28 protein-coding genes are annotated in these 26,659 nt (G+C 70.0%); 15 read left to right on the top strand and 13 right to left on the bottom strand.

Translation table 11 applies throughout. The annotated features are described in order from the left end of the window. Positions 1-108: 108 nt before the first annotated feature. The 3 genes from deoC to ABZT06_RS20010 are packed head-to-tail and all read left to right on the top strand — an operon-like array spanning position 109 to position 3,411. Entirely contained in the window at positions 109-1,068 is a 960-nt protein-coding gene (gene deoC / locus ABZT06_RS20020) for a deoxyribose-phosphate aldolase (RefSeq protein WP_355742264.1), read from the top strand. Between the two features lie 5 nt (positions 1,069-1,073). Then, positions 1,074-2,519 (top strand): aldehyde dehydrogenase family protein, encoded by a 1,446-nt coding sequence (locus ABZT06_RS20015; RefSeq protein ID WP_355742127.1) that lies wholly within the window; start codon positions 1,074-1,076, stop codon positions 2,517-2,519. Then, the gene (locus ABZT06_RS20010) at positions 2,509-3,411 is read left to right on the top strand and encodes an aldehyde dehydrogenase family protein (RefSeq protein WP_355742124.1); all 903 of its coding nucleotides are present in this window, start codon (positions 2,509-2,511) and stop codon (positions 3,409-3,411) included. The genes ABZT06_RS20015 and ABZT06_RS20010 overlap by 11 nt, the downstream gene beginning before the upstream one ends. An 84-nt stretch (positions 3,412-3,495) precedes the next feature. Here the strand turns inward: ABZT06_RS20010 and ABZT06_RS20005 are convergent, their stop codons facing one another. After that, positions 3,496-3,888, bottom strand: coding sequence for a hypothetical protein (locus tag ABZT06_RS20005; RefSeq protein WP_355742121.1), 393 nt, complete (start codon positions 3,886-3,888; stop codon positions 3,496-3,498). Between the two features lie 60 nt (positions 3,889-3,948). Here ABZT06_RS20005 and ABZT06_RS20000 point away from each other — a divergent pair, with 60 nt between their 5' ends. Together ABZT06_RS20000 and ABZT06_RS19995 are read left to right on the top strand one after the other, a co-directional pair. Next, positions 3,949-4,653, top strand: coding sequence for a uridine kinase (locus tag ABZT06_RS20000; protein ID WP_355742118.1), 705 nt, complete (start codon positions 3,949-3,951; stop codon positions 4,651-4,653). Between the two features lie 59 nt (positions 4,654-4,712). After that, positions 4,713-5,036 carry a DUF6281 family protein gene (locus ABZT06_RS19995; protein WP_355742115.1) on the top strand — a complete coding sequence of 108 codons (324 nt, stop codon included), beginning with the start codon at positions 4,713-4,715 and terminating at the stop codon, positions 5,034-5,036. A gap of 194 nt (positions 5,037-5,230) precedes the next feature. On the opposite strand, the gene ABZT06_RS19990 is transcribed toward ABZT06_RS19995, so the two are convergent. Further along, positions 5,231-5,968 (bottom strand): SigE family RNA polymerase sigma factor, encoded by a 738-nt coding sequence (locus ABZT06_RS19990; RefSeq protein WP_355742112.1) that lies wholly within the window; start codon positions 5,966-5,968, stop codon positions 5,231-5,233. Positions 5,969-6,199: 231 nt separating this feature from the next. Here ABZT06_RS19990 and afsQ1 point away from each other — a divergent pair, with 231 nt between their 5' ends. From afsQ1 to ABZT06_RS19965, 5 genes are all read left to right on the top strand, one after another. Then, a complete protein-coding gene (gene afsQ1, locus ABZT06_RS19985; protein ID WP_355742109.1) occupies positions 6,200-6,877 on the top strand; it encodes a two-component system response regulator AfsQ1 in 678 nt (225 codons plus the stop codon). Beyond that, the gene (locus ABZT06_RS19980; protein WP_355742107.1) at positions 6,874-8,451 is read left to right on the top strand and encodes a HAMP domain-containing sensor histidine kinase; all 1,578 of its coding nucleotides are present in this window, start codon (positions 6,874-6,876) and stop codon (positions 8,449-8,451) included. The genes afsQ1 and ABZT06_RS19980 overlap by 4 nt, the downstream gene beginning before the upstream one ends. 62 nt (positions 8,452-8,513) lie before the next feature. Continuing rightward, on the top strand, positions 8,514-9,101 hold the full coding sequence (locus ABZT06_RS19975) for a hypothetical protein (RefSeq protein ID WP_355742261.1): 588 nt from the start codon (positions 8,514-8,516) through the stop codon (positions 9,099-9,101). A 93-nt stretch (positions 9,102-9,194) separates the two neighbouring features. Beyond that, positions 9,195-9,746 carry a VanZ family protein gene (locus ABZT06_RS19970; protein ID WP_355742104.1) on the top strand — a complete coding sequence of 184 codons (552 nt, stop codon included), beginning with the start codon at positions 9,195-9,197 and terminating at the stop codon, positions 9,744-9,746. Between the two features lie 93 nt (positions 9,747-9,839). Beyond that, a complete protein-coding gene (locus ABZT06_RS19965) occupies positions 9,840-10,040 on the top strand; it encodes a PspC domain-containing protein (protein ID WP_123762707.1) in 201 nt (66 codons plus the stop codon). 81 nt (positions 10,041-10,121) lie between these two features. Here ABZT06_RS19965 and ABZT06_RS19960 read toward each other — a convergent pair whose 3' ends face one another. Together ABZT06_RS19960 and ABZT06_RS19955 are read right to left on the bottom strand one after the other, a co-directional pair. Further along, on the bottom strand, positions 10,122-10,430 hold the full coding sequence (locus ABZT06_RS19960; RefSeq protein ID WP_355742101.1) for an ATP-binding protein: 309 nt from the start codon (positions 10,428-10,430) through the stop codon (positions 10,122-10,124). Between the two features lie 137 nt (positions 10,431-10,567). Continuing rightward, complete coding sequence (locus ABZT06_RS19955; protein WP_355742099.1) at positions 10,568-11,731, bottom strand: adenosine deaminase; 1,164 nt, start codon at positions 11,729-11,731, stop codon at positions 10,568-10,570. 113 nt (positions 11,732-11,844) lie between these two features. On the opposite strand from ABZT06_RS19955, the gene ABZT06_RS19950 reads away from it, so the two are divergent. Then, the gene (locus ABZT06_RS19950) at positions 11,845-12,600 is read left to right on the top strand and encodes an alpha/beta hydrolase (protein WP_355742096.1); all 756 of its coding nucleotides are present in this window, start codon (positions 11,845-11,847) and stop codon (positions 12,598-12,600) included. A gap of 17 nt (positions 12,601-12,617) precedes the next feature. On the opposite strand, the gene ABZT06_RS19945 is transcribed toward ABZT06_RS19950, so the two are convergent. Next, complete coding sequence (locus ABZT06_RS19945; RefSeq protein ID WP_355742094.1) at positions 12,618-13,568, bottom strand: LysR family transcriptional regulator; 951 nt, start codon at positions 13,566-13,568, stop codon at positions 12,618-12,620. A 63-nt stretch (positions 13,569-13,631) separates the two neighbouring features. Between ABZT06_RS19945 and ABZT06_RS19940 the strand changes: the two genes are divergently transcribed. Further along, entirely contained in the window at positions 13,632-14,900 is a 1,269-nt protein-coding gene (locus ABZT06_RS19940) for an MFS transporter (protein WP_355742091.1), read from the top strand. A 379-nt stretch (positions 14,901-15,279) separates the two neighbouring features. Beyond that, a complete protein-coding gene (locus ABZT06_RS19935; RefSeq protein ID WP_355742089.1) occupies positions 15,280-16,296 on the top strand; it encodes a sigma-70 family RNA polymerase sigma factor in 1,017 nt (338 codons plus the stop codon). Here ABZT06_RS19935 and ABZT06_RS19930 read toward each other — a convergent pair. Beyond that, positions 16,180-16,524: an STAS domain-containing protein gene (locus ABZT06_RS19930; RefSeq protein ID WP_355742086.1), complete on the bottom strand. Its 345-nt coding sequence runs from the start codon at positions 16,522-16,524 to the stop codon at positions 16,180-16,182. The genes ABZT06_RS19935 and ABZT06_RS19930 overlap by 117 nt on opposite strands. Before the next feature lie 175 nt (positions 16,525-16,699). Here ABZT06_RS19930 and ABZT06_RS19925 point away from each other — a divergent pair, with 175 nt between their 5' ends. Then, complete coding sequence (locus ABZT06_RS19925; RefSeq protein ID WP_355742083.1) at positions 16,700-17,623, top strand: AEC family transporter; 924 nt, start codon at positions 16,700-16,702, stop codon at positions 17,621-17,623. Position 17,624: 1 nt separating this feature from the next. On the opposite strand, the gene ABZT06_RS19920 is transcribed toward ABZT06_RS19925, so the two are convergent. The 7 genes from ABZT06_RS19920 to ABZT06_RS19890 form a co-directional block, all read right to left on the bottom strand. Then, complete coding sequence (locus ABZT06_RS19920; protein ID WP_355742080.1) at positions 17,625-18,209, bottom strand: Uma2 family endonuclease; 585 nt, start codon at positions 18,207-18,209, stop codon at positions 17,625-17,627. A 95-nt stretch (positions 18,210-18,304) separates the two neighbouring features. Further along, positions 18,305-19,588 carry a thymidine phosphorylase gene (locus ABZT06_RS19915; RefSeq protein WP_355742077.1) on the bottom strand — a complete coding sequence of 428 codons (1,284 nt, stop codon included), beginning with the start codon at positions 19,586-19,588 and terminating at the stop codon, positions 18,305-18,307. A 21-nt stretch (positions 19,589-19,609) separates the two neighbouring features. Then, on the bottom strand, positions 19,610-20,002 hold the full coding sequence (locus ABZT06_RS19910; protein WP_355742074.1) for a cytidine deaminase: 393 nt from the start codon (positions 20,000-20,002) through the stop codon (positions 19,610-19,612). Then, positions 19,999-21,282 (bottom strand): ABC transporter permease, encoded by a 1,284-nt coding sequence (locus ABZT06_RS19905; protein WP_355742071.1) that lies wholly within the window; start codon positions 21,280-21,282, stop codon positions 19,999-20,001. Before ABZT06_RS19905 ends, ABZT06_RS19910 begins: the two co-directional genes overlap by 4 nt. Then, a complete protein-coding gene (locus ABZT06_RS19900; RefSeq protein WP_355742068.1) occupies positions 21,282-22,409 on the bottom strand; it encodes an ABC transporter permease in 1,128 nt (375 codons plus the stop codon). The genes ABZT06_RS19905 and ABZT06_RS19900 overlap by 1 nt, the downstream gene beginning before the upstream one ends. Continuing rightward, complete coding sequence (locus ABZT06_RS19895) at positions 22,406-23,857, bottom strand: ABC transporter ATP-binding protein (protein WP_355742066.1); 1,452 nt, start codon at positions 23,855-23,857, stop codon at positions 22,406-22,408. Before ABZT06_RS19895 ends, ABZT06_RS19900 begins: the two co-directional genes overlap by 4 nt. A gap of 275 nt (positions 23,858-24,132) precedes the next feature. After that, positions 24,133-25,197 (bottom strand): BMP family ABC transporter substrate-binding protein, encoded by a 1,065-nt coding sequence (locus tag ABZT06_RS19890; RefSeq protein WP_355742063.1) that lies wholly within the window; start codon positions 25,195-25,197, stop codon positions 24,133-24,135. A gap of 823 nt (positions 25,198-26,020) precedes the next feature. On the opposite strand from ABZT06_RS19890, the gene ABZT06_RS19885 reads away from it, so the two are divergent. Beyond that, positions 26,021-26,653 (top strand): hypothetical protein, encoded by a 633-nt coding sequence (locus tag ABZT06_RS19885; RefSeq protein ID WP_355742060.1) that lies wholly within the window; start codon positions 26,021-26,023, stop codon positions 26,651-26,653. Positions 26,654-26,659: the final 6 nt, after the last annotated feature.

Here is a 26,659-nt window from a genome sequence, read left to right as displayed (position 1 = left end):
CGATCCTAAGCGCCCTCCGGGTCGGTGCTCGTGTGCGGGCGAGTGCCTCGGAACCCGCTGCCCGGGGTGTACAGCCGCTACGCGCGTAGATATGCTCGTCTGGTGACCATGCCCACCACTGCATCAGCCGCACACCCGCTCACGGACGTGACCGCGTCCGACAGCACGCTGCGCCGGTTCCTTCACGGGCTGCCCGGCGTGGACGCGGTCGGCCTGGAGGCGCGTGCCGCCTCTCTCGGTACCCGTTCCATCAAGACCACCGCGAAGGCGTACGCCATCGACCTCGCCATCTCGATGGTCGACCTGACGACGCTGGAAGGCGCGGACACCCCGGGCAAGGTCCGGGCGCTCGGCGCCAAGGCGGTCCGCCCCGACCCGACCGACCGGACGACCCCCGCCGCGGCCGCGGTCTGCGTCTATCCCGACATGGTGGCCGTCGCCAAGGAGGCCGTCGCCGGTTCCGGCGTGAAGGTCGCCTCGGTGGCCACCGCGTTCCCGGCCGGCCGCGCCGCCCTCGACGTGAAGCTGGCCGACGTGCGCGACGCCGTGGCCGCCGGCGCCGACGAGGTCGACATGGTCATCGACCGCGGGGCGTTCCTCGCGGGCCGGTACATGAAGGTGTACGACGAGATCGTCGCCGTGCGTGAGGTCTGCGGCACGGACGCCCGGCTCAAGGTCATCTTCGAGACCGGCGAGCTGTCGACGTACGACAACATCCGCCGCGCGAGCTGGCTCGGCATGCTGGCGGGCGCGGACTTCATCAAGACGTCCACCGGCAAGGTCGCGGTCAACGCCACTCCCGCGAACACCCTCCTCATGCTGGAGGCGGTGCGCGACTTCCGCGTCCAGACCGGCGTCCAGGTGGGCGTGAAGCCGGCCGGTGGCATCCGTACGTCCAAGGACGCGATCAAGTTTCTCGTCCTGGTCAACGAGACCGTCGGCGAGGACTGGCTGGACAACCACTGGTTCCGCTTCGGCGCCTCCTCGCTCCTGAACGACCTGCTGATGCAGCGTCAGAAGCTGGCCACCGGCCGCTACTCCGGCCCCGACTACGTGACGGTGGACTGATCACCATGGCACCTGCATCCGCATTCGAGTACGCACCCGCACCCGAGTCCCGCTCGGTCGTCGACATCGCGCCCTCCTACGGGCTGTTCATCGACGGCGAGTTCGTGGACTCGGCCGACGGCAAGGTCTTCAAGACCGTCTCGCCGTCCACCGAGGAGGTCCTCTCCGAGGTCGCCCAGGCCGGTTCCGAGGACGTCGACCGCGCGGTCGCCGCCGCCCGCAGGGCCTTCGAGAAGTGGTCGGCGCTGCCCGGCTCGGAGCGCGCCAAGTACCTGTTCCGGATCGCCCGGATCATCCAGGAGCGCAGCCGCGAGCTCGCCGTCCTGGAGACCCTGGACAACGGCAAGCCCATCAAGGAGACCCGCGACGCGGACCTCCCCCTGGTCGCCGCGCACTTCTTCTACTACGCGGGCTGGGCCGACAAGCTGGAGCACGCGGGCTACGGAGCGAACCCGAAGCCCCTCGGCGTCGCCGGCCAGGTCATCCCCTGGAACTTCCCGCTCCTGATGCTGGCGTGGAAGATCGCCCCGGCGCTGGCGACCGGCAACACGGTCGTGCTCAAGCCCGCCGAGACCACCCCTCTGTCCGCCCTGTTCTTCGCGGACGTCTGCCGCCAGGCGGGCCTGCCCAGGGGGGTCGTCAACATCCTTCCGGGCTACGGCGACACGGGGGCCGCGCTCGTCGCGCACCCGGACGTCAACAAGGTGGCCTTCACCGGCTCCACCGCGGTCGGCAAGGAGATCGCGCGCACGGTCGCCGGCACCCGCAAGAAGCTGACCCTCGAACTGGGCGGCAAGGGTGCCAACATCGTCTTCGACGACGCCCCGATCGACCAGGCCGTCGAGGGGATCGTCAACGGCATCTTCTTCAACCAGGGCCAGGTCTGCTGCGCGGGCTCCCGCCTGCTCGTCCAGGAGTCGATCCAGGACGAGCTGCTGGACTCCCTCAAGCGCCGCCTGTCCACGCTGCGCCTCGGCGACCCGCTCGACAAGAACACCGACATCGGCGCGATCAACTCCGCGGAACAGCTCTCGCGGATCACCACGCTCGTCGAGAAGGGCGCTGCCGAGGGCGCCGAGCCCTGGTCGCCGGAGTGCGAACTCCCGTCCTCCGGCTACTGGTTCGCCCCGACGCTCTTCACGAACGTCACCCAGGCGCACACCATCGCCCGCGACGAGATCTTCGGCCCGGTCCTGTCGGTCCTCACCTTCCGCACCCCGGACGAGGCCGTCGCCAAGGCCAACAACACCCAGTACGGCCTCTCGGCGGGCATCTGGACCGAGAAGGGTTCGCGGATCCTGGCGGTGGCCAACAAACTCCGGGCCGGGGTCGTCTGGTCCAACACGTTCAACAAGTTCGACCCGACCTCGCCGTTCGGCGGTTACAAGGAGTCGGGCTTCGGCCGCGAGGGCGGCCGCCACGGCCTGGAGGCGTACCTCGATGTCCGATAAGTCCGAGCAGCAGCGTCTGTCTGTCTTCAAGACCTACAAGCTGTACGTCGGCGGGAAGTTCCCGCGTTCCGAGAGCGGCCGGGTGTACGAGGTGACCGACGCAAAGGGCAAGTGGCTGGCGAACGCGCCGCAGTCGAGCCGTAAGGACGCCCGTGACGCGGTCGTGGCCGCGCGCAAGGCGTTCGGCGGTTGGGCGGGCGCGACGGCGTACAACCGCGGCCAGGTCCTCTACCGCGTCGCGGAGATGCTGGAGGGCCGCCGGGCGCAGTTCGTCCACGAGGTGGCCGACGCCGAGGGCCTGTCGAAGTCCAAGGCGGCCGAGCAGGTCGAGGCCACGATCGACCGCTGGGTCTGGTACGCGGGCTGGACCGACAAGATCGCCCAGGTGGTCGGCGGCGGCAACCCGGTGGCGGGGCCGTACTTCAACCTGTCCTCCCCCGAGCCGACGGGCGTGGTGGCCGTCCTGGCCCCGCAGGAGTCGTCGTTCCTGGGCCTGGTCTCGGTGCTGGCCCCGGTCATCGCGACGGGCAACACGGCGGTCGTGGTGGCGAGCGAGAGGTCCCCGCTGCCCGCGCTGTCGCTCGGCGAGGTCCTGGCCACCTCCGACGTCCCCGGAGGCGTGGTCAACGTCCTCTCCGGCCGCACGGCGGAGATCGCGACCCCCCTCGCCTCCCACCAGGACGTCAACGCGATCGACCTGGCGGGCGCGGACGAGGTCCTCGCGAAGGAGCTGGAGATCGCGGCGGCGGACAACCTGAAGCGGGTCCTGCGTCCACAGCCTGTGGACGACTGGGCGGCCACCCCGGGCCTCGACCGCCTGACGGCGTTCCTGGAGACGAAGACGGTGTGGCACCCGACGGGGTCGCTGGGAGCGTCGGGCTCCGCGTACTGACCCGGGGCCGCGACACCGCGGAGCCGCGTCTTCCCTCCGTCCGGGGAAGACGCGGCTCCGTGCCGAAGCGGCCGTGTGTCCGGTTCAGTGGTTCAACAGCCCGGCCACCTGCCCCACCACCGGCATGTTGCCGATCGACTGCGCCTGCGCGACCGGCCCGGTCAGCGTCTGCGAGGTCAGCGGCTGGAAGTCGGCCAGCTGGGTACCGACGCCGTTGTCCAGGGGGTCCACCCCCGTCCCCGCCAGCGGGTTCGGCTTGAGGCCGGCGACCGGGCCGGTGACGTAGCCGACCGAGCCGGTGAGCGCCTGCGCCCCGGCCTGCGGGTCGATGTTGCCCAGCGAGGTCGGGACTCCCACCATGCCGACGACCGGCTCGGAGTCCGCGGCGGCCGCCCCGGCGCCTGCGCCGAGTGCGACGCCCGCGGTCGCGAGGGCGGTGAGCGTGCGCTGGACGGTCCGGTTCGCGTGTCGGGCCATCGTTTCTGCCACCTTTTCCGTGCACTGGGTAAGCGTGTCGACACGAAGGGTAGTTGAGGTGTGACGCGCGCTTCAAAGCCAACCCGCGGGGTCGATGAACGGCAGGTGAATGCCTCACACTGGTGTCCCGTGAGTCCCCAACCGCCCATACCGATGCGAGTCGTGCTGCTCTGCGGCCCCTCCGGCTCCGGCAAGTCCCTTCTCTCGGCCCGGTCCGGCCTTCCGGTCCTCAGGCTCGACGACTTCTACAAGGAGGGCGACGACCCGACGCTGCCGCTGGTGGCGGGGAGCTCCGACATCGACTGGGACCACCCCTCGTCGTGGGACGCGGACACCGCGGTGACCGCGATCGTCGAGCTGTGCCGCACGGGCCGTACGAAGATCCCGGTCTACGACATCTCGCTGAGCGCCCGCACCGGCGAGGAGGCGGTCGAGATGGGCCGGACCCCGCTGTTCATCGCGGAGGGCATCTTCGCCGCCGAGATCGTCACCCGCTGCCGGGAACTCGGTGTGCTGGCCGACGCGCTGTGCCTGAGCCGGGGTCCGGTGCGTACGTTCCGGCGCCGGTTCCTGCGGGATCTGCGAGAGGGCCGCAAGTCCGTGCCGTTCCTGCTGCGTCGGGGCTGGCGGCTGATGCGCCTGGAGCGCTCGATCGTCGCCCGCCAGACCGCGCTGGGCGCCCACCGCTGCGACAAGGACGAGGCTCTGGGCCGTCTCGCCTCGGCGGCCGCGGGGGCCCGGCCGGCGGCGACTCCGGCGGCCTGAACGCGCACGGCGCCTTCTCCGTCGTAGGACCGGAAGACGGTCCCTCGGAAAGGAAGCCCATGACAACTGCCCTACGGTTCCTCGCGGTCACGCTGTTCGCGGCCGTCGCCGGCTGCACGTCGGGCGGCGAGACGGCGTCCTCGTGTGCGGGCTCCGTGCGGTACGGGAACCGCGAGTATCTGCCCGCCCAGGAGGTCGGCTTCACCGTGGGTGAGCGCCTGGGAACCGCCGAGATCCTGGAGTGCGACGACACCCCGAGCGATCCCGGGGCCACCATCCGCGAGGGCACGACCGGCGCGTACGCCGTCGAGGGACAGGAGCCCGCCGAGGCCATCGCCGTCGGGGACACGCCGACCGGGGCGAGGCTCATGAAGGTGGGCTGACCGCGCACGCGAAAAGCGGGACTGGACGGACCCCCCGGCCCTCCAGTCCCGCTTCTCGGTGCTTCCCCCGTGCACTCCCCCCCCGTGGGTGGTGCTTCCCCGTCGGTCCCCCGTGACCCCCGTGGTCCCCCCCACGGATACCGGCCCCCCAGCCGGTACCCCTGGTCCCCCGTTTCCTTGCTTTCCCCCCACCCTCAGGCGACGAGCTCCCCGAAGGCGTTCTCCTCGTCACGGCCGAAGCTGAGGACCTCGTCCTCACGCAGGCGGCGCAGGGACCGCCAGATGCTGGACTTCACCGTGCCGACACTGATGTCGAGGATCTCCGCGATCTCCGGGTCGGTGCGGCCCTCGTAGTAACGGAGGACCAGCATCGTGCGCTGGAGTTCGGGGAGCCGGGCGAGCGCCTGCCACAGGACCGCGCGCAGTTCGGTGCCGCGCATCGCGTCCGTGTCGCCGGGCGTCTCCGGCAGTTCCTCGGTCGGGTATTCGTTCAGCTTGCGGCGGCGCCACGCGCTGATGTGCAGGTTGGTCATGGTGCGGCGGAGGTAGCCCCCGACCGCTGCCTTGTCGCTGATCCGGTCCCAGGCCTTGTACGTCGAGAACAGCGCGCTCTGCAGCAGGTCCTCGGCCTCGAAGCGGTCACCGGTCAGGTGGTAGGCGGTGGCGTACAGGGAGGCGCGGCGCTCCTGGACGTAGGCGGTGAACTCCGCCTCCGACAGCGAGTGCCGTTCCCCCGTGTCCTCCCTGTACGACGATCCCCCGTGCGCTTCCCCCGTGCTGGTGTCAACCACCGACATGTACCCGGTGTGCTGACGCCCGGTGCCGCGAGCGCACCCCCGCCCGCTCACGGCACCGGACTTCTCGGAACCCCGGGTCACGTCGTGCAGCCGCGTGACCACTGCGCTGGTGCTGATGCTGTGCAGCGTGTTCATCTCGCGCCCCCCGTCGTGGACTTCCGGTGTTCGGTCTGCTCGGGCGGTGCCGCGTTGCCCGATGCCGAGAAGCTTGCCCTCGCACCTTCATGGCCGTGTCCGCCGACTGTCACAGACCTGTCACAGGGGCCCGTCCCAGGAATTGCACAGCGGACCCACGGATGAGTGCCGTACGGACTCCGGTGTGCCCACAGGTCGAACCTCACCCCCTCCATGGGCCAGAATGAGCCCGTGCCTTCCCTGTTGCTGATCGAGGACGACGACGCCATCCGTACGGCCCTGGAGCTGAGCCTCACGCGCCAGGGCCACCGGGTTGCCACCGCTGCCACCGGTGAGGACGGCCTCAAACTGCTGCGTGAGCAGCGGCCGGACCTGATCGTGCTGGACGTGATGCTGCCCGGCATCGACGGGTTCGAGGTGTGCCGGCGCATCCGGCGCACGGACCAGCTGCCGATCATCCTGCTGACCGCGCGCAACGACGACATCGACGTGGTCGTCGGACTGGAGTCCGGCGCCGACGACTATGTCGTCAAGCCGATCCAGGGGCGGGTCCTGGACGCCCGGATCCGGGCCGTGCTGCGGCGCGGTGAACGCGAGTCGACCGACGCGGCGAGCTTCGGCTCCCTGGTCATCGACCGCGCGGCCATGACCGTGACGAAGAACGGCGAGGACCTCCAGCTCACCCCGACCGAGCTCAGGCTGCTCCTGGAGCTGAGCCGGCGGCCCGGCCAGGCGCTGTCCCGCCAGCAGTTGCTGCGGCTCGTGTGGGAGCACGACTACCTCGGTGACTCACGCCTGGTGGACGCCTGTGTGCAGCGGCTGCGCGCCAAGGTCGAGGACGTGCCCTCGTCCCCGACCCTGATCCGTACCGTGCGGGGCGTGGGCTACCGGCTGGACTCGCCTCAGTGACCGAAGCGCAAGGGGGGATCCGCGACTGGTTCGCGGCTCGCAAGGGTGTGTGGTCACGGCTGCGTTTCACCAGTCTGCGGCTGCGTCTCGTCGTCGTCTTCGGCCTGGTGGCGCTGACCGCCGCCGTGTCCGCGTCCGGGATCGCCTACTGGCTCAACCGCGAGGCGGTCCTCACCCGCGCCCAGGACGCGGTCCTGCGGGACTTCCAGCAGGAGATGCAGAACCGCGCGGGCGCGCTGCCGGAGGACCCCACGCAGGACGAACTCCAGCAGGCGGCCGCACAGATGGCGGGCAGCAGCCAGCGCTTCAGCGTGCTGCTCGTCTCGTCCGGCGCCGACGGCAGGACGCTGTACGGCAATTCGGGCGCCCTGGACGGCTTCACGCTCCAGGACGTGCCCGTGTCGCTGCGCGAGGCGGTGAACGAGAAGCAGCGGGTCGACTCCGCCAACAAGTACGCCTACCACCTGTACTGGCAGCGCACCGTCGACCACGACACGCCGTATCTGGTCGCCGGTACACGGGTGATCGGCGGTGGCCCCACCGGGTACATGCTCAAGTCCCTCGAGCCGGAGGCCAAGGACCTCAACTCCCTTGCCTGGTCGCTGGGTATCGCCACCGGGCTCGCCCTGATCGGCTCCGCGCTGCTCGCGCAGGCCGCCGCGACGACCGTACTCAAGCCGGTGCACCGGCTGGGAGTCGCCGCCCGGCGGCTCGGTGAGGGCCGGCTGGACACCCGGCTCAGGGTGTCGGGCACCGACGAACTCGCCGACCTGTCGAGGACGTTCAACTACGCGGCGGAGGCGCTGGAGAAGCGGGTCGAGGACATGTCCGCCCGCGACGACGCGTCACGGCGGTTCGTGGCGGACATGAGCCATGAACTGCGGACGCCGCTCACCGCGATCACCGCCGTGACGGAGATCCTGGAGGAGGAGCTGGAGGCGGAGTCCGGCTCCATGGACCCGATGATCGAGCCCGCCGTGCGGCTGGTGGTCAGCGAGACGCGCCGGCTGAACGACCTGGTCGAGAACCTCATGGAGGTCACCCGCTTCGACGCGGGCACGGCCCGGCTGGTGCTGGACGACGTGGACCTGGCCGACCAGATCACCGCGTGCATCGACGCGCGGGCGTGGCTGGACGCGGTGGACCTGGACGCCGAGCGCGGCATCCACGCCCGTCTCGACCCGCGGCGCCTCGACGTGATCCTGGCGAACCTGATCGGCAACGCGCTGAAGCACGGCGGCTCACCGGTGCGGGTCTCGGTGCGGACAGCGGCCGACGAGATCGTCATCGGGGTGCGCGACCACGGCCCCGGCATCCCGGAGGACGTGCTCCCGCATGTCTTCGACCGCTTCTACAAGGCCAGCGCCTCCCGCCCCCGCTCCGAGGGCAGCGGCCTCGGCCTGTCGATCGCCCTGGAGAACGCCCACATCCACGGCGGCGAGATCACCGCGGCGAACTCCCCCGACGGAGGTGCCGTCTTCACTCTGCGGCTTCCCCGGGACGCCTCGGCGCTGGCGGAACAGCTCATGGAGGCCAAGAAGGACGACAGCGGGGCGAAGAAGGGGGAGGCGTGAAGCCCACACGGGGACGAACCCGGGGAGCGGTCTCGCCGCGCGCCGGGCGGAACACGCGGCGGCTGCCGGCGCTCCTTCTGCTCGGCCTGCTGGTCGCCGGGTGCGGGATCCGGCCCACCGAGGTGCCCACCGACTTCGGTCCGGCGCCCTCACGGGTGCGGTGCTCGCTGTCCGAGCCGAACGCCGCGGAGCCGGCCTCGCACGGGCTGGCCGTCCAGGTGTTCCTGCTGTGCGGGGCGTCGCTGGTGGCCGTTGACCGGAGCCTCACGGTCCCGGACGGGACCGCGGACTCCGAGCACCGGGTACTGGTCGCGCAGGGACTCCTCGACCAGCTCGCCGAGACACCGTCGGCGGCCGAGCGGGACGCCGGGTACCAGACGTATGTGCGCGGGGGCATGACCGTCGGCGGCCCGCGCGCCAAGGACCCCGAGGACACGCTCCGGCTGAGCACCCCGCCCACCGAGCTCTCCGCCTACGCCCTCGCCCAGGTCGTGTGCACCTTCTCCGACTCGGCCGCGGCCGAGGGGGACGGCTCCGTCATCCTCGGCGGCCCCACGACCACGCCCCCGCGCCGCTACGACTGCACGGATGAGGTCCGCACCCGGCCGGGCAGCCGGCAGCCCCCGTCGACCGAGGTGACGGGCGGCTGACGCGAGGCCGGCCACCACGTGTGGCGCAGACCTCACCCAGGTACCTCCTGGTGTTCCGGAACCGATCGTGCCGAGCGCGGCGTCTACGGGGGCGTGCAGCGTCAAGGCTTCGTCGGCGGCAATGCCGCCCTTCGCGTCCGTGTGGCAGGAGGTGCCCTCCTGGTCGCACACCTCGCGTTCGTCGCCTGGTTCACGCTGCGTCCGCTGGACGTGCCCTGGGTCGTCCCCGCCAACCTGCACCCGTTCGCCGGCATCCGCGCCGACCTCGCCCTCGGCGGGCGGGAGGCGGCCCGCCGGATCGGTGAGGGGCTCGCACTCCTGGCCCCGCTCGGCTTCCTGCTCCCGATGGTGCACGGCCGCCTGTGGGCGTCCCCCGTCGGTTCCCTGATCCGCACCTGTGCCGCGGGGGCGTTGATCTCCCTGGGCATAGAGCTGCTCCAGACCGGTGTCCCCGGCCAGGTCGTCGACATCGACTCGCTGTTCCTGAACACCTCGGGCGTCGCCCTGGCACACCTCGTGGTCGTGCCGGCGGTACGCGCCTCGCTCCGCCGCAGGACCGACCGCCACCGGCGCACCACCGTCCGCCAGGAGGAGTCGGCTCAGGGTAGGACCCCGACGATTCCCAGGGTCGGGGTCGCACCGTAGAGCGACGTTTTGGGGTGTTCGTCTCCGTAGCGTTGAAGACAGCTGGAACGGGTCACTCGGACCCGACCACCCGACGCTCACGAAGGAGCCGCAATGTCCCGCCTCGCCCGCCCCACCAACGGCCGCATGATCGGCGGAGTGTGTGCCGCGCTGGCACGGCGCTTCGGCACCTCCGCGACCACGATGCGCGTGATCTTCCTGGTCTCCTGTCTGCTGCCGGGCCCGCAGTTCCTGCTCTACATCGCGCTGTGGATCCTGTTCCCCTCGGAAGACAAGGCGCAGACCGCCTGGTGAACACCCCTGCGCGTACGCCGGTGGGGCGCACCCCGTGATCTCGGGGTGCGCCCCACCGGCGCGTGCGAGGAGCGGCGGGACTCAGCCGATCGGCAGGCCGCCGAGCAGACCGGCGACGGGCCCGGTCGGACCGTGGGCGAGGACCTTCTCGGCGGCGGGCTGCGCGGCCGAGAGGCCGGTGCCGACCGTCGGCTGGGCCTGCGACAGCGCCTCACCGGCACCCGGCAGCGCCTTGGTGACGTTCTCGGTGGGGAGCCCCTGGGAGACGGAGCCGAGCGCCTGGGTGGCGTCCGGGACCGCCGGAGCGGCGTTCGCGGCACCCGCGCCGGCAGCGGCGAAGGCGGCACCGAGGGCGGCGACACCGAGGGTCTTGGCAGCAGACTGCTTCATGAAATGCGTCCTCGAAATGGGTTTGCGGGATGTCAGCGGTCCATGACCGTAAACACGGGAACCCGCCCGCCGCAAACATCGAAATGCGGACGGATTGTGAACACCCGCCCGCGTTCCGTATCCGAGAACGCCGACTGTCAGCCCTCTTCCGTCACAGAACCGCTGGTGGAGGCGGTCTGCTGGAACAGCCATTCGGACTTCAGCTCGGCATATCCGGGCTTGATGACGTCACTGATCATCGCGAGTCGTTCATCGAAAGGAATGAACGCTGATTTCATCGCATTGACGGAGAACCACTGCATGTCGTCGAGCGAATAACCGAACGCGTCGACAAGATGCTCGAATTCCCGGCTCATGCTGGTCCCGGACATCAGCCGGTTGTCGGTGTTCACCGTCGCCCGGAAGTGCAGCCGCCGCAGCAGCCCGATCGGGTGCTCGGCGTAGGACGACGCGGCCCCGGTCTGCAGATTGGAGCTGGGGCACAGCTCCAGCGGGATCCGCTTGTCCCGGACGTAGGAGGCGAGCCTCCCGAGCTTGACCGTGCCGTCCTCGTGGACCTGGATGTCGTCGATGATGCGCACGCCGTGCCCGAGCCGGTCGGCGCCGCACCACTGCAGGGCCTGCCAGATGGACGGCAGCCCGAAGGCCTCGCCGGCGTGGATGGTGAAGTGGTTGTTCTCGCGCTTCAGGTACTCGAAGGCGTCGAGGTGCCGGGTGGGCGGGTAACCGGCCTCCGCGCCCGCGATGTCGAAGCCGACGACACCCAGGTCGCGGTAGCGGTTGGCGAGTTCGGCGATCTCCAGGGCGCGGGCCGCGTGCCGCATGGCGGTGAGCAGGGCGCCGACGCGGATGCGGTGACCGTTCGCCCTGGCCCTGCGCTCGCCTTCCCGGAAGCCCTCGTTGACGGCCTCGACGACCTCTTCGAGGGTCAGCCCCTTCTCCAGGTGCTGCTCGGGGGCGTACCGCACCTCGGCGTAGACGACGCCGTCCTCGGCGAGGTCCTCGGCGCACTCGGCGGCGACGCGGGTGAGGGCCTCACGGGTCTGCATGACGCCGACGGTGTGCGAGAAGGTCTCCAAGTACCGCTCCAGCGAACCGGAGTCGGCGGCCTCGCGGAACCAGTCGCCCAGCCGGTCCGCGTCGGTCTCGGGGAGCTGGGTGTACCCGGTGTCCCGGGCGAGGTCGACGATCGTGCCGGGGCGCAGCCCGCCGTCGAGGTGATCGTGCAGCAGAACCTTGGGCGCCCGGCGGATCTGGTCCGAGCTCGGGGCGCTCCCCATCCGGTCAGTCTGGCTCGTCATCCTGGCACTCTAACGCCTACGCGCGTAGAGCGCCCGCTGTACGAATCCGCCGATACGTAACGGTGACCGCCCCGCCCCGTGTCGTACACCCGGGCTTCTGACACTGTTCTGTCATGGCACAGCAAGCGACGCCGGTTCGCAGCGCCCGACTGGGCAGGACGATCGGCCCGGAGCCGGCGGCGGTGAGCGGGGTGGTGCTGCTCCTCCCGGGCGGCGACGAAACCTCTCTGCGCAGACCCGCCTCGACGCGACTCCCCTCCGCCATAAGGGCGTTGGGACGACGACTCGCCCGTGCGGGACACGCCGACGGGCTCGCGGCACACCTGGTGCACTACCGCTATCGCGGGTGGAACGGCAGCGAAGCACATCTCGCGCACGACGCGACCTGGGCCGCCGACGAGGTCGTACGGCGCTACGGCGACGTCCCCGTGTCCCTGGTCGGCGTCGACATGGGCGCACGGGCCGCACTGCGCGCGGGCGGTCACGAGGCCGTCAACTCCGTTGTCGCGGTCGCTCCTTGGCTGCCCGAGGAGGATGTGGCGGCCACCCCCGAACCGGTCAAGCAGCTCGTGGGGCGACGGGTGTTGATCGTGCACGGGACCAACGACGAGCAGGCGGACCCCGAGCTGTCGTTCCGGCTGGCGTCCCGGGCGAAGAAGGCGAACCGCGAGGTGTGCCGGTTCGAGGTGCACTCCGACGGGCACGGACTGCACCAGTACCGGGCCGAAGTACAGGCTCTCACCGAGGACTTCGTGATGGGGGCGCTGTTCGGACGGGCGCTGTCCCGGCCGGTGCAGGACGCGCTGGCCGCGCCTCCGCCGCTGGGGCTGCGGATGCCGCTCGCTTCCGGGTTCGGGCGCCGGCGGTAGGTCAGGGCGGGTTTGGGTCACGGAAGCAGGTTGCCCCTTCTCGACAGCAGGAACTTCTTGAAGGCGGCCACCGGGGGTGTGTCCGGGTGGCCGTCGAGCCAGGCGACGCCGATCTCGCGGGCCGCCCGTGGCGCTGTGACCGTCAGTTCCACGACTCCCGGGCGGGGAAAGGCCGGTGGCGGCAGCAGGGCGACGCCCAGTCCTGCCGCCACCAGCCCCCGCAAGGTCTCCGCCTCCTCGCCCTCGAAGGCGATCCTGGGCTTGAAGCCGGCCTCCTGGCAGAGGTCGTCGGTGATGCGGCGCAGGCCGTAGCCGGGTTCCAGGGTGACGAAGGGCTCCTCGGCGGCCTCGGCGAGGCGAACCCGCTTGCGGGCCGCGAGGGGGTGGTCGGCGGGGACCACGAGCCGCAGCTTCTGCTCGTCGAGGCGGCGCGCGACGAGGTCGGGGGCGTCCGGGACCGGGGAGGTCAGGCACAGGTCCAGTTCTCCGGCCCGCAGCCGCTCGATCATCGCCTCGCCGTAGTTCTGGACCAGGCTGAAGCGGACGCGGGGATGGTCGGCGCGAAAGGCCCGGATGAGGCCGGGCACCGTCTCCGAACCCATCGTATGGAGAAACCCGAAAGCGACCTTGCCGGTGGCCGGGTCGGCGTCGGCACGAACCTCGTCGGCGGCCCGCCGGATCTCCGCGAGGGCGCGTTCGACGGAGGCGAGGAAGGTGCGGCCGGCGGGGGTGAGCGAGACCGTGCGGCCGATGCGGGCGAAGAGGTCGACGCCGAGGTCCTGTTCGAGGCGGACCATGGCCCGCGAGAGCGTCGACTGGGGTACGTCCATCTCCTGGGCGGCCCGGGTGACGTGCTCGGTACGGGCCACGCCGGCGAAGTAGGCGAGCCGCGGCGCCAGCGCCGTCACCATGTCTTCTGTGTCACTGGACGGTGACAGGCGTGGCTGTGACCTTTGCTGATGCTCCATGGGAACGATTATGGCGAATCCATGCATTGGACGGATGAGCGAAGTCGTACGTAACTTCGAGGCATGCCTGCCAGTACCGAGGCGTCCACCCGCGTGGGCGCCGCATCCACCGTCCCCGCCGCCGTCGACTCCCGTCTGACCCCGGGCGGCCCCGGTTACCGCCGGATGAGCTTCGCCCTCTTCCTCGCCGGTGTCGCGACCTTCGCGCTGCTGTACTCCACACAGGCCCTCCTGCCGCTGATCTCGGGCGAGTTCGGGGTCGCGGCGAGCGAGGCGAGCTGGACGGTGGCGGCCGCGACCGGTGGGCTGGCGCTGTTCGTGCTGCCGATGAGCGCCCTCTCCGAGCGCTTCGGACGCCGTACGGTCATGACGGCCTCGCTCGCGGTCGCGGTGACGGTCGGGATCCTGGTCCCCTTCGCGCCCTCGCTGCCCGCGCTGGTCGTGCTGCGGGCGGTGCAGGGTGCGGCGCTGGCCGGGCTGCCCGCCTCCGCGACGGCGTACCTCGCCGAGGAGGTCCGCCCGAAGGCACTGGTCACGGCGATCGGCCTCTTCGTGGCCGGCAACAGCGTCGGCGGGATGAGCGGCCGGGTCATCACCGGCTGGGTCGCGCAGGAGTGGGGCTGGCGGGTGGCCGTGGGGGTCATCGGCGCGATCGCGGTGGCCTGTGCGGTGGCGTTCCGCCTGCTGCTCCCGGCGCCGAAGCACTTCGTGGCGGGATCACTGCGGCCGGGCGTGCTGCTCGGCACGGTCCGTGGACACCTGGCCGACCCGCTGCTGCGCCGCCTCTACGCCATCGGCGCGCTGTTCATGACGGTCTTCGGCGGCGTCTACACGGTGATCGGCTACCGGCTGACCGAGGCGCCCTTCTCGCTGCCCCAGGGCATCATCGGCTCGATCTTCCTGGTCTACCTGGTGGGCACGGTGTCCGCGTCGACGGCGGGCCGGCTGGTCGGCCGCCTCGGCCGCAGGGGCGCGCTGTACGCGGCGGGCGGTACGACGGCGACGGGCCTGCTGGTCTCTCTCTCCGGTTCCTTGTGGCTGGTCCTGCTGGGCCTGGTGCTGATCACCGGCGGCTTCTTCGCGGGCCACGCGGTGGCGTCCTCGGCGGTCAGCAAGACGGCCACCCACGGCCGCGCCCAGGCCTCGGCCCTCTACCAGTCCGCCTACTACATCGGCTCCAGCGCGGGCAGCACGGTCGGCGCCATCGCCTTCCACGCCGGCGGCTGGGCCGGAACGGTCGGGGTCGGACTGCTCGCGGTGCTCGGCGTGGTGTCGATCACCGCCCTCGGAACACGTGCGGCCCGGGCCCAGCAGCGGCTCGCGACGGCCTGAGCCGCACGTTCTACTTCCCCTGGCCAAGGTCGGTTGGTCAGGGGATGTTTTTTCGCCCCCGCCGCCTCTGCCCGTCCCCAGGGGCGTGCCGCCCCTGGACCCCGCATGGGGGCTGCGCCCCCAGACCCCCCATCGGCCCTGAAGGGGCCTCGTCCTCAAACGCCGGACGGGCTGAAATCAGCCCCTCCGGCGTTTGAGGAGCGGGGGTCGAAGGGGGCAGCGCCCCCTGGAGGACGGGGCGGGTAGGGGCGGCGGGGGCGAGAAACGCATCTGACCTGCACGTTTCCTCACTCGGCACGCCATTGTCAGACCCCTGCGGTAGCTTCCAAGTACTGGGCGCAAAGGCGCGACACAGCACGGCCACAGGGGTGGGTGGACGATGATGGACGTTACGGCTACGACGACGGACCTCGACGTCAGGCTCGAGAAACACCGCACGGAGCTGACGGGGTACTGCTACCGCATGCTCGGCTCCTCCTTCGAGGCCGAGGACGCGGTGCAGGACACGATGGTGCGGGCCTGGCGGAGCTACGAGAAGTTCGAGGGCCGTTCCAGCCTCCGCTCCTGGCTGTACCGCATCGCGACCAACGTCTGCCTGGACATGCTGACGGCGGGCAACAAGCGCGCCCGCCCCATGGACCTCACGGAGTCGACCCCCCTCTCCCAGGCCGCCCTCTCCCCCCGCCCCGACCACACCTGGCTGGAGCCGATGCCGGACAACCGCATCCTGCCGACGGTCGAGGACCCGGCGGAGGCCGCGGTCGCCAAGGAGACCGTGCGGCTCGCCTTCATGGCCGCCCTCCAGCAACTGCCGCCCAAGCAGCGCGCGGTGCTGATCCTGCGCGAGGTGCTGGCCTGGAAGGCGAGCGAGGTGGCCGAACTGCTCGACACCTCCGTCGCCTCGGTCAACAGCGCCCTCCAGCGGGCCCGCGCCACCCTCGCCGAGCGGGAGGAGCACGGCGCCGACGCGGCCGTCTCCGACCCGCTGGACGAGGAGCAGCAGAAACTCCTGGACCGCTATGTGAAGGCGTTCGAGGGGTACGACATGACGGCGCTGACGGCCCTCCTCCACGAGGACGCCATCATGACGATGCCGCCGTTCGACCTGTGGCTGACGGGCCACGACGACATCACGGGCTTCATGACGACCCTGGGCTCGGCCTGCGAGGGCTCCCGCCTGATCCCGGTCCAGGTCAACGGCATGCCAGGGTTCGCCCAGTACAAGCCGGACCCGGACAAGGGCGGTCACACCCCGTGGGCGGTGCAGGTGCTGGAGATCTCAGAGGGCCGGCTCACCGGGTTCCACTTCTTCCTCGACACCCAGCGCTGGTTCCCCCTGTTCGGCCTGCCCCTCCACCTCGAAGCGGAGGCCGACGAGGTCGAGGAGGGCGTGTAGTCCGGGATCGGGGTCACGCAGCCTGATCCGGCCCCCCGCGCGCCGGGCCGCGAGCTGGAGCCGGGCGAGCAGGTCGACGGTGCCGAGGCCCGGCGGCCCGAGCCCGGCGACATCGCACACCACGACCCCGGCCCGGGTCGTCCCCAACAGCGCCCGGACCTCGTCGCTCAGCCCCGTCACCTCGTCCCGGGTGACGGGGCCGGCCAGCACGAGTACAGCGGGTGTCATGGCGTCCACGATCGGTAGACCTGGCGGGCGGACACAATTCATCGGCCGACGCCTCGACCGCGCGGGAAGGATCACGTTGACCTGGGTGGCACCTGCCCCCGAGGGTTACCTGTATGCGCCACCCATCAGCACCTCCCTGGATACGCCACGCCCTCCTCACCCTTGAGGAGCCTCCGTGCAGGGAGTGCTGACCGGCTTCGCGGTGATCGCGGTGGTCATCGCGATCGGCTATCTCATCGGTCTGCGCGGTTACCTCGGCGACCAGGGCCGGGAGGTCCTGACCAAGCTGGCCTTCCATGTCGCCTCCCCCGCCCTGCTGTTCACCACGCTGGCCCGGGCCGACCTGTCGGTGATCTTCTCCAGCCGCCTGCTGGTGACCGCGCTCAGCACGGCAGCGGCGGCTGGCGTCTTCGTGGCGGTGGGTGTCGTACGCGGCTGGGGCCTGGGCCGTACGACGATCGGCGCGCTGTGCTCGTCCTACGTCAACTCCGGCAACCTCGGCATCCCGATCGCGGTGTACGTCCTGGGCGACGCCTCGCTCGTGGCGCCGGTGCTGTTGTTCCAGCTGGTGGGGGTGACCCCGGTCGCGCTGACGGTCCTGGACCTGGCGTCGGGCGCGGGTGGGAAGCGCCCGCTGTGGCTACGGCTGCTCACGCCCCTGCGCAACCCGATCGCGGTCGGCTCGCTGGCCGGGGTGGCGGTCTCGGCGTCCGGCCTGAAGGTCCCCGCCCCCGTCATGGACCCCCTGACCCTCATCGGCGGCATGTCGGTCCCGGCGGTCCTGCTCGCCTTCGGCATCTCCCTGTGCGGCAGCACACTGCCCGGGCGGGGCCCGGACCGGCAGCTCGTCCTGCTCTCGGTCGTACTGAAGTCGGTGGGGCAGCCGACGGCGGCCTGGGCACTGGCGGCCGGCGTCTTCGGCCTGCACGGAGCCCAGCTGCTCGACGTGGTGGTGACCTCGGCCCTGCCGGCCGCCCAGAACCTCTACACCTACGCCTCGACCTACGGCGTGGGCGAGCGGCTGGCCCGGGACTCGATCCTGGTGTCGACGGTGCTGTCGGTGCCGGTGCTGGTGGTTGTGGCGGCTTTGTTGGGGTGAGTCACGTCTCGGGGAACTCGCCGGTGTCGATGACGAGGTCGAAGGGCGCGGGGAGGGTGAGCAGTTCACCGAACTTGGCGACGGCCAGAGGACGGTAGACGTCTCCCTGGGGCTCTCCGTAGAGGGTCGCGGTGGGGCCTTCGGGTGCCCAGCGGTCGACGAGGAGGTAAAGGTGGATGCCAGCTGAGGCGTAGGCGGCGGGCTTGTTCACACGGTCGTGGCGGGCGTTCTTCCTGGAGGTGACCTCAACGACGAGCTCAGCCACGGCGGCCGGCAGATAGGTGTCCGCCTCAGTGCACTCCTGGACCGGGGCGACCAGGATGTCCGGGATGAACATGCCGAGCCGCGAGGGGACGGCGATGGCCTGTGTCTGATAGACCCCCCAGTCGTCAGGGATCACGGAGTACAGGCGACGCTGGATGCGTTCCGCGATCACGTTGTGACGGGGTGCGGGAGCAGGTGACACGGTGATGATCCCCTCGATGATCTCCACCTTGCTGCCCTCGGGCCAGTCCATCTCCTCCCAGAACCGGACGAGGTCGTCCCAGCTCTGCTCGGGGTCGTGGCCCACGTTGAGTGCGCTCATGGCGGTCTCCTTCGGTTGCGTCACCGATCCCAGCATGCCGAACGGGACCGGCGGTGGTCCACCGATCCCGTTCACCCGAATGAGGAAACCCCAGGTCAGGCAATACGCTCCAGCACCACCGGCGACGCCGTGAAGCCCGTACCCGCCGCCTCGATGTCGTAGGAGCCCTCGATCGACTCCAACGCGTACGCGAAGCGTTCCGGCGTGTCCGTGTGCAGGGTCAGCAGGGGCTGGCCCTCGGTCACCGGGTCGCCGGGCTTGGCGTGCATCTCCACGCCCGCGCCCGCCTGCACCGGGTCCTCCTTGCGGGCACGGCCCGCGCCGAGGCGCCAGGCGGCGACGCCGATGCCGTAGGCGTCGAGGCGGGTCAGGACGCCGGAGGCACCCGCCTTGATCACGTGCTGCTCGCGGGCCACCGGCAGCTCCGCGTCCGGGTCGCCACCCTGCGCCGCGATCATCCGGCGCCAGACGTCCATCGCCGAGCCGTCGGCCAGCGCCTTCGCCGGGTCGGCATCGCGGATGCCCGCCGCCGCCAGCATCTCGTGGGCCAGCGCGAGGGTGAGCTCCACGACGTCCGAGGGGCCGCCGCCCGCCAGGACCTCCACCGACTCGCGGACTTCGAGGGCGTTGCCCGCCGTGAGGCCGAGCGGGGTCGACATGTCCGTCAGGAGCGCGACCGTCCTGACGCCGTGGTCCGTGCCCAGGCCCACCATCGTGGACGCCAGCTCCCGCGCGTCCTCGATGGTCTTCATGAAGGCGCCGGTGCCCACCTTCACGTCCAGGACCAGCGAACCCGTGCCCTCCGCGATCTTCTTCGACATGATCGAGGAGGCGATCAGGGGGATCGCCTCGACGGTGCCGGTGACGTCACGGAGGGCGTACAGCTTCTTGTCCGCCGGGGCCAGGCCGTCGCCCGCCGCGCAGATCACCGCGCCGGTGGTGTCGAGCACCGACAGCATCTCCTCGTTGGAGAGCAGCGCGCGCCAGCCCGGGATCGACTCCAGCTTGTCCAGCGTGCCGCCGGTGTGGCCGAGGCCGCGGCCCGAGAGCTGGGGGACGGCCGCGCCGCACGCGGCCACCAGCGGAGCCAGCGGCAGCGTGATCTTGTCGCCGACGCCGCCCGTGGAGTGCTTGTCGGCCGTCGGGCGGGACAGGGACGCGAAGTCCATGCGCTCGCCGGAGGCGATCATCGCGGCGGTCCAGCGGGCGATCTCGCGGCGGTTCATGCCGTTGAGCAGGATCGCCATCGCGAGCGCGGACATCTGCTCGTCGGCGACCTCCCCGCGGGTGTACGCGTCGATGACCCAGTCGATCTGCTCGTCGCTGAGTTCACCGCGGTCCCGCTTGGTGCGGATGACGGAGATGACGTCCATGGCCATGCAGGGCTTTCCTTCCGAGAATTACTTGGTGAGATGCCCCGGCCCGAAGGCCTGCGGGAGCATCTCGGACAGCGGCAGGATCCCCGCCGGGGTCTCCATGACGAGGTCGGGGCCGCCGAACTCGTACAGCAGCTGCCGGCAGCGGCCGCAGGGCACGAGGACCTCGCCCTGGCCGTCCACGCACGTGAAGTGCGTGAGGCGGCCGCCCCCGGTGTTCTGCAGCTCCGAGACCAGACCGCACTCGGCGCACAGGCCGATGCCGTAGGAGGCGTTCTCGACGTTGCAGCCGGTGATCGTACGGCCGTCGTCCACCAGGGCGGCCACGCCGACTGGGTAGCCGGAGTACGGGGCGTACGCCCGGGACATGGCGTCCCGGGCCGCCGCCCGCAGTGCCCCCCAGTCGACGTCCGTCACTTGCCCTGCCCCTTCCGGTAGCGCATGCCGTCCGCCTTGGGCATCCGCAGGCGCTGCGCGGACAGCGAAAGCACCAGCAGCGTGACGACGTACGGGGTGGCGCCCACGAAGTCGCTGGGGACCTCGTCGGTGACCAGGTACCAGACCAGGACGCCCGCGCCCACCATGAGGCTGATGCCGCCCTGCCAGTGCGCCTTCTTGTAGAGCTTCCAGCCGCCCATCGCCAGGAGCAGCACGAACAGCAGGAGCAGCAGCGCGTGGACGGTCTCGCCGCCGTTGCGCAGCTGGAGCGCGTCGGAGTAGCCGAACAGGCCCGCACCCATGGCGAGGCCGCCCGGACGCCAGTTGCCGAAGATCATGGCGGCGAGACCGATGTAGCCGCGGCCGCCGGTCTGGCCTTCGAGGTAGGTGTGCGAGGTGACCAGGGCCAGGAAGGCGCCGCCGAGGCCGGCAAGGCCACCGGAGACGGCCACGGCCATGTACTTGTACTTGTAGACGTTGACGCCGAGCGACTCGGCGGCGATCGGGTTCTCACCGCAGGAGCGCAGGCGCAGACCGAACGACGTGCGCCACAGCAGCCACCAGCTGCCGACGAACAGCACGACCGCGAGGATCGTCACCACGGACAGGTTGGTGACCAGACCGCCGAGGATGCCGGCGATGTCGGAGATCAGGAACCAGTGGTGGTTCTCGATGGAGTGCAGGCCGCTGGACAGGCCCGGCACGTCGAAGTTGGGCAGCGAGTCCACGGGCGGGGACTGCTTGGGGTTGCCGCCCTCGTCCGCCGCCTTGCCGTCCACGAAGAACAGCTTGGCGAGGTACTGGGTGGTGCCGAGCGCGAGCAGGTTGATCGCGACACCGGAGACGATGTGGTCCACGCCGAAGGTGACGGTCGCGACCGCGTGCAGCAGGCCGCCGAGGACACCGAAGCCGACGCCGCACAGCAGGCCGAGCCAGGGGCTGGACTGCCAGCCGATCCAGCCGGCGCCGAAGGTGCCGAGGATCATCATGCCTTCGAGGCCGATGTTGACCACACCGGACCGCTCGGACCACAGACCGGCGAGACCGGCGAGGCCGATCGGCACGGCGAGGCTGAGGGCCGCGGAGACCTGGCCCTCGGAGGTGAGCTGGTCGGAGCCGGAGATGACGCGCACCGCGGCGACGAGGAGCAGCGCACCTGCGACGATCATGAGGATCTGGCCGAGCGAGCGGCCCGACCGGGTGGCGGTGTCCGCCTTGGGTGCCGCGGGCGGCGGCGTGTCGGTCATCGTGGCAGTCATCACGCCACCTCCTGCTTCTGGGTCGGGGCTGCGGCCTGGGCGGCGAGCTCGGCGCCGACCCGCTGCTGCTGGCGCTTGAGTCCGTAACGGCGTACGAGCTCGTAGGCGATGACGACGCACAGGACGATGACGCCCTGGATGACGCCGAGGATCTCCTTGTCGTAGCCCTCGAACTCCAGGTGGTTGGTGGTGCGCTCCAGGAAGCCCCACAGCAGGGCGCCGAGCGCGATGCCGACCGGGTTGTTACGGCCGAGCAGAGCGATGGCGATGCCGGTGAAGCCGATGCCCACGGGGAAGTCGTTGCTGAACTGGTGGCTGTCGTTGAGCAGGGTCGGCATGCCGATCAGACCGGCCACCGCACCCGAGATGAGCATGCTGGTGGCGACCATCTTCTTCACCGAGACACCGCTCGCGGTGGCGGCACTCTCGGACTGGCCGACGGTGCGCAGGTCGAAGCCGAACCGGGTGCGGCCGAGGACGAACCAGTACGCGACGCCGACGAGTACGGCGATGAAGATGAAGCCCCACAGCTCGCCCGCGGCGCCGGTGTCGATCTGGAAGAAGTACGAGGACTCGGGCAGCGGCTTCGTGGAGACGACCGTGCCGCCGGCCTGGAGCTCCGCGAGCTTTCCGGGCTGGAGCAGGTAGGCGATGATCGCGGTGGCGATCGAGTTCAGCATGATCGTCGAGATGACCTCGCTGACGCCGCGGGTCACCTTGAGGATGCCCGCGATGGCCGCCCACACCGCGCCGGTGGCCATGGCGCACAGGATGATCAGCGGGATGGAGATCCAGCCCGGCGTGGTCAGCGCGCCACCGAGGACCGCGGCGAAGAACGCGGCGATGCGGTACTGGCCGTCGACGCCGATGTTGAACAGGTTCATCCGGAAGCCGATGGCCACCGAGACGCCCGCCAGGTAGTACGTCGTCGCCTTGTTGAGGATGTAGACCTGGCTGTCGCTGGCGGAGCCGTAGGTCAGCATGTCGCTGAACGCGGCGCCCGGGTTCTTGCCGGTGGCGAGGATGACCAGGGTGGTGACGACGAGCGCGGCGACGACCGCGAGCAGCGGGGCCGCGACGCCGAGGAGCAGCCGCTCCTTGTCGATGCGTTGGGTCAGCTTGTTCATCGGGCGTCGTCCTCTGCGTGCTCCAGGTGGCCGGTGGCCGCACCCGTCATGGCGGAGCCCAGCTCTTCGGGGGTGATGGTGGCGGGGTCGGCGTCGGCGACCAGTCGGCCGCGGTACATCACCCGCAGGGTGTCGGACAGGCCGATGAGCTCGTCCAGGTCGGCGGAGATCAGCAGCACCGCCAGGCCCTCGCGGCGGGCCTCGCGGATGTGGTCCCAGATCGCCGCCTGCGCGCCGACGTCCACACCGCGGGTGGGGTGGGCGGCGATGAGCAGCTTGGGCGCGTGGCTCATCTCCCGGCCGACGATCAGCTTCTGCTGGTTGCCGCCGGACAGCGAGGCGGCGGTGACGTCGATGCCGGGGGTGCGGACGTCGTACGCCTGGATGATCCGCTCGGTGTCGGTGCGGGCCGCCTTGATGTCGAGGAGCTGGCCGCGGGAGTTGGGCTTCTCGGTGACGTGGCCGAGGATGCGGTTCTCCCAGAGCGGGGCCTCGAGGAGCAGGCCGTGGCGGTGGCGGTCCTCGGGGATGTAGCCGACGCCGGCCTCGCGGCGTTGGCGGGTGGGGACGTGGGAGATGTCGGTGCCGTCGAGGGCGATCGTGCCGGCGTTCAGGGCACGGATGCCCATGATGGCCTCGACCAGTTCGGACTGGCCGTTGCCCTCCACGCCCGCGATGCCGAGAACTTCTCCCTTGTGGATGGTGAAGGAGATGTCGTCGAGGATGATCCGCTCGACGCCGTCGAGGTCGGTCTGGGCCAGGCGCAGTCCGTCCAGCTTCAGCAGCGGGACGTCCGTGACCGTGGACTCCTCTGTCTCCGGGGTGGGCAGTTCGCTGCCGACCATCAGCTCGGCGAGCTGCTTGGTGCTGGTGCCGGCCGGCTTCACCGTGCCGACGGTGGTGCCGCGGCGGATGACGGTGATCTCGTCGGCCACGGAGAGGACTTCACCCAGCTTGTGCGAGATGAAGATGACCGTGAGACCTTCCGCCTTCAGCTCCCGCAGGTTGTCGAAGAGGGCGTCGACCTCCTGCGGCACGAGGACGGCGGTGGGCTCGTCGAGGATCAGGGTCTTGGCACCGCGGTAGAGGACCTTGAGGATCTCCACGCGCTGGCGGTCGGCGACGCCGAGTTCCTCCAGGAGGACGTCGGGGCGGACGTTGAGGCTGTACGCGTCGGAGATCTCCCTGATCTTCGCGCGGGCCTTGGCGCCGATGCCGTACAGCTTCTCCGCGCCCAGGACGACGTTCTCCAGGACGGTGAGGTTGTCGGCGAGCATGAAGTGCTGGTGCACCATGCCGATGCCACGGGCGATGGCGTCGGCGGGGGTGTGGAAGGTGACCGTCTCGCCGTTCACCGTGATGGTGCCCTCGTCCGGCTGCTGCATGCCGTAGAGGATCTTCATCAGGGTGGACTTGCCGGCACCGTTCTCGCCGCACAGGGCGTGCACGGTGCCCGTGCGGACGGTGATGTCGATGTCCTTGTTGGCGACGACGCCTGGGAATCGCTTGGTGATGCCGCGCAGTTCGACGGCAGCGGGAGGGCTGGACGCGTTGATGGCGCACTCTCCTCGGGGAAAAGGGGCTGCGTAGGGGAGGGCAGGCGTCGGCGACGCTAGCGCGGCAACTCCGCGCTACACGCGTAGAGTTGACACATTGTTATGGCTCGACGAGGGGGTTGTCGAGGCCCCCTCGCCGAGCCCGGGTTCCGGCGGGAACCGTCAGGTCAGCTGGTCTTGACCTTGACGGTGCCGTCGACGATCTTCTTCTTCGCCTCGTCCAGCTTGGGCTGGATGTCGTCGATGAAGCCACCGCTGGTGGACAGGCCGACACCGCCCTTGGCGAGGGAGTACACCTGGTTGCCGGTCAGCGGCTTGCCGTCGTGCACAGACTTGATGAAGTCGTAGACGCCGACGTCGACGTTCTTGACCATCGAGGTCAGGATGGAGTTCTTGTACTTGCTCAGACCCGGGATGTTGTACTGGTCCGAGTCCACGCCGATGGCCCAGGCGCCCTTGACGCCGGAGACAGCCTCGATCGCGCCGTTGCCGGAGGAGCCGGCCGCGCTGTAGATCACGTCGGCGCCGTTGTCGAGCTGGCCGGACGCGGCTTCCTTGCCCTTGTCGGGGCTGGAGAAGCCGGAGGTGTCGGAGCCGTGGCTCAGGTACTGGACGTCCACCTTGACCTTGGCGTTGGTGTCCTTGACGCCCTGGACGTAGCCCGCCGCGAACTTCTTGATCAGCGGGACGTCGACGCCGCCGATGAAGCCGACGTGGTCCTTCTTGGTCTTGAGGGCCGCGGCGACACCGGCGAGGTAGGAGCCCTGCTCCTCGGTGAAGGTGATGCTGTCGACGTTCGGCGCGGTGGCGACCGAGTCGATGAGGCCGAAGCTGACCTTCGGGAACTCCTTGGCGACCTTGTCGATCGAGGTGGCATAGGAGTAACCGACGGCGACGATCGGGTTGTAGCCGGCCTGAGCCAGGTCACTGAGGCGCTGCTCGCGGTCGGCCTCGGTGTCGGAGCTCTTGGCGGTGAGCTCCTTGATGGAACCGCCGAACTCCTTCTCCGCCTTGTCGGCACCGCGCGCGGCGGAGTCGTTGAAGGAGCGGTCACCACGGCCGCCGACGTCGTAGGCGAGACCGATCTTGATGCCGCCCTTGCTGCTGCCCGAGGACGACGCGGAGGAGGACGAGCTGTCGTTCTCCGAGGAGGTGCTGCCACACGCGGTGGCAGTCAGTGCGAGAGCTGCGGTGGCGATACACGCAGCGGAAAGCTTGGCTACCCGGCGCACGGGAGGCTCCTTCACCTGACCTGAGCGCCTTGTCGGCGCTTCATGTGAGCACCATGCCAGTGCTCGGGCCTGTACGCCCCTGCGGCGTTGGCTTCGCGGCATCGTAACGCGCGTAGATGTCGGAAACAGACCTACTCCGAAGCTGTTATCGATTCGAGGCAAACACCCTCTGAACTTGAGGTCTGGAGGCCTCACACGCCCCTGTTTCGAAGTGTGCACGATTGGCTTACAACCGTGTTGCGCCGGGCGGCGGAACGTCCTTCGAGGGTGCACGTGAGGGTCGACATGGGGGTGGGGCACGAGGGTGCGTGCCATCACGCACCCATCCAGCCACACCATCCGGTGACCCCGCTCGACGCCTGCCCTGATCGTCGCTTCTGATCACCGGTCCCGATCCCTCCTCGACGCCCCAGGGACGCGCCCTCCAGGTGCCGTGAGATCACCTCGGGCGGCACCGGCCGGACGCGGTGACACCGAACCCAGGACGCGGGTCCCGTGGTCAAGGCTCGTCGCCGCGCGACCTTCGAGATCCGCGCAGACAGAGCGGATGGACACTGCCGCTTACCCTCCCCCCTCCCCCACCCACTGGCGCCCCGGCCCGGCAAGCCCCTACAGAGCCGACCCTGAGCGAGGGCGAATCGGGCCTGACCTGCGCTTGAAGACCTGAATTTGAACGAGAATGCCGTTCGGCAGGTCGAACATTTCCGTGAAGCCTCAAGATTCACTCAACCTACTGTCATTGCCATGTCATCCCGTGGTGTGATCAGCCCGCAACGGCGACCTCGACCGGGTCGCCGAAAATTCAGGGGGTAAAAGCGTGAAGATGCATGCTGCAGCAGTCATGACCGGTCTGCTGCTCATGGCCGGTGCGACACCGGCACTCGCCGATGACCTCGATGCGCAGCCGCCGACCGCCGACTCCGGGGAAGTCCTGACCGGCGTGGAAAGCAACGAACCGCTGCAGGAGGACCTCCCGATCCAAGGCGAGGTCGACGGCCCGAAGTTGAGCGAGCCCGCCTCCTCCTCGGGCAGCCACTGCAGCGAGGGAGGACCTTTTGTTCACATCACGAGCAACGTGAAGAACACGATGTCTGTGAAGTACTCGACATACGTCACGAACAACAAGTCCTACGCGATCGATTACAGCTTCACCTCGCAGAAGTCGGGAACCACCACCGTAGGCGCCTCCCTCACCCTCAGCGGGGAATTCAAGGTGATGTGGCTCGGGAAGATCAAGGCCGAGGTAAACGCCAACGCCTCGAAGAGCTGGACGTCGTCGCTGAACGTCGGAACCAGTGGAAAGGTCAAGGCGCACTCGACCGTCACCGGCGACTACGGAATCATGAAGGAGAACATCAAGGGGTACACAGCCACGCTCAACGGCGACTGCTCGGTGACCAACAAGAAGAACATGACGGTGTGGGCGCCCTATCGAGAGGGCTGGGAGATCAACTGATCTCGG

Origin of the sequence: Streptomyces sp. NPDC005483, from assembly GCF_040606035.1 — a bacterium.
Taxonomy (GTDB): domain Bacteria; phylum Actinomycetota; class Actinomycetes; order Streptomycetales; family Streptomycetaceae; genus Streptomyces.
The sequence above is the reverse complement of the archived record's forward strand: the minus strand, read 5'-3'. Positions and strand labels throughout refer to the sequence as shown.

Bases quoted from the DNA above. Each gene is read 5' to 3' on its own strand.
- deoC (WP_355742264.1), top strand. From the start codon at position 109: ATGCCCACCACTGCATCAGCCGCACACCCGCTCACGGACGTGACCGCG.
- ABZT06_RS20015 (WP_355742127.1), top strand. From the start codon at position 1,074: ATGGCACCTGCATCCGCATTCGAGTACGCACCCGCACCCGAGTCCCGC.
- ABZT06_RS20010 (WP_355742124.1), top strand. From the start codon at position 2,509: ATGTCCGATAAGTCCGAGCAGCAGCGTCTGTCTGTCTTCAAGACCTAC.
- ABZT06_RS20005 (WP_355742121.1), bottom strand. From the start codon at position 3,888: ATGGCCCGACACGCGAACCGGACCGTCCAGCGCACGCTCACCGCCCTC.
- ABZT06_RS19995 (WP_355742115.1), top strand. From the start codon at position 4,713: ATGACAACTGCCCTACGGTTCCTCGCGGTCACGCTGTTCGCGGCCGTC.
- ABZT06_RS19990 (WP_355742112.1), bottom strand. From the start codon at position 5,968: ATGAACACGCTGCACAGCATCAGCACCAGCGCAGTGGTCACGCGGCTG.
- ABZT06_RS19965 (WP_123762707.1), top strand. From the start codon at position 9,840: ATGTCCCGCCTCGCCCGCCCCACCAACGGCCGCATGATCGGCGGAGTG.
- ABZT06_RS19960 (WP_355742101.1), bottom strand. From the start codon at position 10,430: ATGAAGCAGTCTGCTGCCAAGACCCTCGGTGTCGCCGCCCTCGGTGCC.
- ABZT06_RS19955 (WP_355742099.1), bottom strand. From the start codon at position 11,731: ATGACGAGCCAGACTGACCGGATGGGGAGCGCCCCGAGCTCGGACCAG.
- ABZT06_RS19950 (WP_355742096.1), top strand. From the start codon at position 11,845: ATGGCACAGCAAGCGACGCCGGTTCGCAGCGCCCGACTGGGCAGGACG.
- ABZT06_RS19945 (WP_355742094.1), bottom strand. From the start codon at position 13,568: ATGGAGCATCAGCAAAGGTCACAGCCACGCCTGTCACCGTCCAGTGAC.
- ABZT06_RS19940 (WP_355742091.1), top strand. From the start codon at position 13,632: ATGCCTGCCAGTACCGAGGCGTCCACCCGCGTGGGCGCCGCATCCACC.
- ABZT06_RS19935 (WP_355742089.1), top strand. From the start codon at position 15,280: ATGATGGACGTTACGGCTACGACGACGGACCTCGACGTCAGGCTCGAG.
- ABZT06_RS19930 (WP_355742086.1), bottom strand. From the start codon at position 16,524: ATGACACCCGCTGTACTCGTGCTGGCCGGCCCCGTCACCCGGGACGAG.
- ABZT06_RS19920 (WP_355742080.1), bottom strand. From the start codon at position 18,209: ATGAGCGCACTCAACGTGGGCCACGACCCCGAGCAGAGCTGGGACGAC.
- ABZT06_RS19915 (WP_355742077.1), bottom strand. From the start codon at position 19,588: ATGGCCATGGACGTCATCTCCGTCATCCGCACCAAGCGGGACCGCGGT.
- ABZT06_RS19905 (WP_355742071.1), bottom strand. From the start codon at position 21,282: ATGACTGCCACGATGACCGACACGCCGCCGCCCGCGGCACCCAAGGCG.
- ABZT06_RS19900 (WP_355742068.1), bottom strand. From the start codon at position 22,409: ATGAACAAGCTGACCCAACGCATCGACAAGGAGCGGCTGCTCCTCGGC.
- ABZT06_RS19885 (WP_355742060.1), top strand. From the start codon at position 26,021: ATGCATGCTGCAGCAGTCATGACCGGTCTGCTGCTCATGGCCGGTGCG.